Source organism: Longimicrobiales bacterium (assembly GCA_029245345.1).
Lineage (GTDB): Bacteria > Gemmatimonadota > Gemmatimonadetes > Longimicrobiales > Gaopeijiaceae > CALFPJ01.
Window position 1 is genome coordinate 1 of the sequence record JAQWPM010000029.1, and the last position, 4,240, is coordinate 4,240.

3 protein-coding genes are annotated in these 4,240 nt (G+C 63.5%); all 3 read right to left on the bottom strand.

Annotated features, from left to right (window positions below; translation table 11 throughout):
* Positions 1 to 415 precede the first annotated feature (415 nt).
* The gene (locus P8L30_16650; GenBank protein MDG2241834.1) at positions 416 to 895 is read right to left on the bottom strand and encodes a hypothetical protein; all 480 of its coding nucleotides are present in this window, start codon (positions 893 to 895) and stop codon (positions 416 to 418) included.
* A gap of 60 nt (positions 896 to 955) precedes the next feature.
* Positions 956 to 3,193, bottom strand: a complete 2,238-nt coding sequence (locus tag P8L30_16655; GenBank protein MDG2241835.1) for a TonB-dependent receptor — start codon at positions 3,191 to 3,193, stop codon at positions 956 to 958.
* Between the two features lie 169 nt (positions 3,194 to 3,362).
* Positions 3,363 to 3,689 (bottom strand): hypothetical protein, encoded by a 327-nt coding sequence (locus P8L30_16660; protein ID MDG2241836.1) that lies wholly within the window; start codon positions 3,687 to 3,689, stop codon positions 3,363 to 3,365.
* Between the last annotated feature and the right edge of the window lie 551 nt (positions 3,690 to 4,240).

A 4,240-nucleotide genomic window follows, 5' to 3' on the forward strand; every position in this document is an offset into this window, starting at 1 on the left:
CGATCTCGCCCGCCCGTGGGCCGCCCCAAGGAGACTTCCTCCTCGACCAGACCCCGGCCTTCGATCCTACCCAGGCCGAGTCGATCCCAGACTTTATGTTCGACCCGTCGTTGCCCGCCGACTTCGACGACTGAGCCGCCCGCCTCCAGTCTGTCCGAACACCCTCGGCCACCCGGCCTCTCCCTTCCGCCCATATCGACATCGCCTCGTCCCCCTCCCACGTCTCAGCACTGTCCGCGCCTCCGCTCGGGCTGCTTTCAGGCCAACCCCGCAAACCCATGCTCCGCGTCCCATGCCTCACCCCGTCCCCGCTCGCTGAACACCTCATTTGGCCCATTGAATTTCCTATCCGTTCGAGCCAGAGGAAGAGCCCGAAGGCCCTCCCCCCAAAACCCGATGTGAAGCCTGAGAGGGCTCAGCCCTCCACGTGCGCGTGCACCGCAGCGGTGACGAAGTCCGGATGCCCGGAGCCGACGGACCCGTGCATCAGCTTGAACACCACGTCCGTCTCCCCCACGGACACCCCGTGTAGGTGGCCACCGAACTCGCCCGGCGTGTCTTGCTCGAACTCCGCTATGGCTTCGTTAGTGACATCGACCTCGAGGTACATATCGGAATCCAAGGTCACTGGGTGACCGTCGTGGTCCACAAAGACCACTGAAATGTGAGCCGTCTCCGTGCCTACATCGACCTCCATTTCGCCGGTCCACGAGCCCGCGTCGCCGTCGTACGTTGCGATCGTCTGGCCGTTGAGTACGAGTTGAACGCCCTCGACCTCTTCTCCGTGGTCATCATCGTCGAGTCCCGTCCCATCATCTCCGCACGCGGCCGCGGCCAACATCAAAGCCGTAGCAAAAGCAAACCGCCGAAATGCGAACCTCTCAGTCCTAATCATGTCTCTACTCCACATTGGGATGCCGGCGATCGTGGTCACGGGCTTCGTCTTCTCGCCGGCTTAGAAGACGATCCGGTAGGTAAGCGTTACTCCGCGACCGGCCTCGGGCATGATCTCCTTCACCCGCGACAGATGGTTGCGGTATTCCTCGTTGGTGACGTTGTTGAGCGTCGCCGTAATCGTGTTGAGCCTTCCGCCCACGGTCATGCGGACTCCGCCGGACAGATCGAAGACCGTGTATCCATCGGTTCGAGTCTCGAACTCGCCGACTCGATCCTGCTCCTCCACCGCCTTGACCTCGGCCCGAGCGAACCAGTCGGATGGCTCATACGCGAGGGCGCCGTGGATCTGCAGGGGCGGGATAAGGGGAAGCGGTTCGTCCGTGCCTCTGATCGTGCCGCGCACATAGGAAAGCGTGCTTTCGACCTTCAGGGCTCCCGCGACGACCCAGTCGAGTCCGCCCTCGAAGCCAACGAAGCGCGCATCCTCGCCAAAGAACTGATAGATGGGGAGGCGGGTGCGGCTGAGCTCGCCTGTCTCGCGTCCGAACACGAAGCCTGAGATTTCGTTCAGGAAACCAGTCAGCTCCGCGTGAACCCGGTCGGAGTGCACACGTGCGAAGACGTCGAACCCGGTCCCCACTTCTTCGTTCAGGGACGGGTTGCCGACCTCGAAGGAGTACGCGGCCAGGTGGGGACCTTCGGAAAAGAGCTCGTTTACGTCTGGGGTGCGGAAGGCGCGCGAAACGCTTGCACCCAGTGTCAGGCCGTCTGCCGCGTTCACGAGCATGCCGATCGACCCGGAAAACGCACCGAAGCCTCGAGTACGCACGTTTCCGATATCCGAATCAGGATCGGGTCGCAGAGGCTTGGTTTGGATTCGGTCATACCGAACACCGACCTCGAGTCGAACCGGCTCGACATCGACTTCTTGGAACGCGAAGACGCCCCCGCTCAACCGTTCTGAGTCCGGGGTGAAGAGGCCCCCCGCAAAGCCGAAGGACTCCCAAGCGGCACGTCCGCCGACGGCTCCTGCAGAGAACGGTCCCCAGGCGTCGTGCCGGGCAAGGACATCGAAGCTCGCGGTCTCCCGTTCGAACAGAGTGCCAAGGATGTCGGGCGGCTCGATTTCGGTGTTCTTGAAGTAGGTGTAGGAGGCGTCCGCTTGAATCGAGCTGAAGAGGCTCTGTTCGGGCCGAAGTTGCGCACGGAGTTTCGCGCTGTTGCGCTCCGACTCGATCCGCACTCCGTCCGCATGCCCACCCACGAAGCCGCCCGGGATTCCGTAGTCGTTGCGGAACGCGAGAAGGGAAGCACCAATGAAGCCTCGGTCGCCTACCCACGAAGTGCCGACGCCCACATTCCACGAGTCGAGGCCGGTGTTCAGGAGGTGGCCCAGCGGTGTGGCGAGATCGCCTGCACTGCGGACAGAGACCTCCGCACGGAGGGGCACGTGCTCGTTGAGTGGGATTTGGATCTGGGCGGCCGCATTACCCCCGCCGTTCACTGAACGGCCTTGGAGCGTCACGGAACCCGTGGGGTGATGCGGCACCTGGGAAGGGATCTCGTCCCGGATGACGTTGATCACTCCGCCAAGAGCGTTGCTGCCGTATAGGATCGCGCCGGGGCCGCGAACGACCTCAATGCGCCGCGCTGAGGTCGGGTCCAGCGCTGTTGCGTGGTCCGAGCCTGTATTCGACACGTCCACGACTCGGGCACCGTCCTCCAGAACGAGCAGTCTGTCTCCGCTCAGCCCGCGCACCACCGGGCGGGCCGTGGCGGGACCCATGGTAGTCACCGAAAGTCCGGGTTCGGAAGAGAGCGTGGCCGCAACGGTTGTTCCCAGCCGCCTCTGGAGCTCCTCTGCGTTGAGGACACTCACAGGACGGAGGGCGTCGTCCGCGGATCTCTCCGACAGAGCGCCCGTAATGACGAGCCCGTCCAACTGGAGCGCCGACTCGGATAGCTCCAGGATTACGATCGATGCCGACGAACCGACCGCCACCTCACGCTCCAGCGTCGCGTACCCGAGGCGCTCGGCTCTGACCGTGTAGGTGCCCTGAGCGGGGACCGCCACATGGAACGATCCGTCTCCGTGGGTAATCGCGAAGCGAACGACCCCGAGGACAGAGACCTGGACGCCTGCGAGTGGCCGACTGGTATCTGCGGCCCGCACGACGCCTTCGATCTCTCGCTCATGCTCTTGCGAATAGGCGCCTGGTGGAGCCATTGCAGCGAGCACTATCAGCGTGGAGATCGCTGTTGCTATAGGTCGGTTGGATTGTAGGAGTACGGACATGCGCTATCTCGTGGTACGGGTATTCCGTCTGCCGAACCATGTGGCGTGAGATCGGGTCTCGAGCCTTGGGGTCAGGTGCTCCGAACAGCGCCTGCTGCGCAGAGATGCGCGCGCGAGCTAGGGCGTCGGCAAACGAACTAAGGCACCGGGAACGGACGTCCCGGCAGGATCAGGCGAGGGGTGGAGCCCTCGAGCCTACGGCTCCGAGCTCGACCCGACCAAAAGCGGGAAGCTCCGAAAGCCTGACTTGGATCAGCGGTGGTACTGCTGTTGCGACTGCGCCTGGAGTAGCGACGCGCGAATGGACGGCATCGGCCAGCGACCGCACCGTCTGGCACATCACGTCGTCGTGACGCAGTGCGCATTCTTCGTTGCCCTCACCTTCGACGTGCAGGGGCGTAGCAAGCCCCTGCGCCTCCAGCATCAGGTCGGCGGTCTGGTACGAGACCGGACCCACCACCTGTAGAAGCGCCAGGAGTAGGAATGCGAATCGCAATCCGAGATGCCTGGTCGAAGTCTTTTTTGTCATTTCACAGTCTGGGTGTGACCGGACCGAAGAAACCAAGGCGCCCCAGAGTCATCAAGTACGGGACGGCCTTGGACTGTCACCCGCGAGCGCAGACTGGGTTCCCTGACGCATTCCGGGGGCCGTTGATGTCCGTGACGGTATCGTCGTCGTCATAGCCACGCCCGGATCACGCACACGTGGGGCCCGTCGTCTGTCGGGATGCAGGTCCCTTCGTGGTATTCCACGGCAAACGATGCACGCCAGGGTCTCAGATTTCACCTAACGTTCAAAGTTGCCTTCGTGGCTCGCGGAGTCGACTAGCGGATGAAGGGGCAAGTCGCGCAAGAAGCTCGCGACCTCGCTCAAATGCCGTCGACCTCGACCGCCAGCAGGTCCAGCGCCACGCCTCCATCGCCACCGATACCATGGGGTACTCGCGCCGAATGCCAAGCTCCGCGCTTCCGTCATCCACATCGGCAGACCCGAAGCCGAGATACCCCCTGCCCAGCCGCTGAGCTCAGGGCCGAAGCCCAGCCCCG

What these genes read in the sequence shown, in the direction of transcription:
- P8L30_16655 (MDG2241835.1), bottom strand. Translation starts at nt 3,193, where the DNA reads ATGTCCGTACTCCTACAATCCAACCGACCTATAGCAACAGCGATCTCC.
- P8L30_16650 (MDG2241834.1), bottom strand. Translation starts at nt 895, where the DNA reads ATGATTAGGACTGAGAGGTTCGCATTTCGGCGGTTTGCTTTTGCTACG.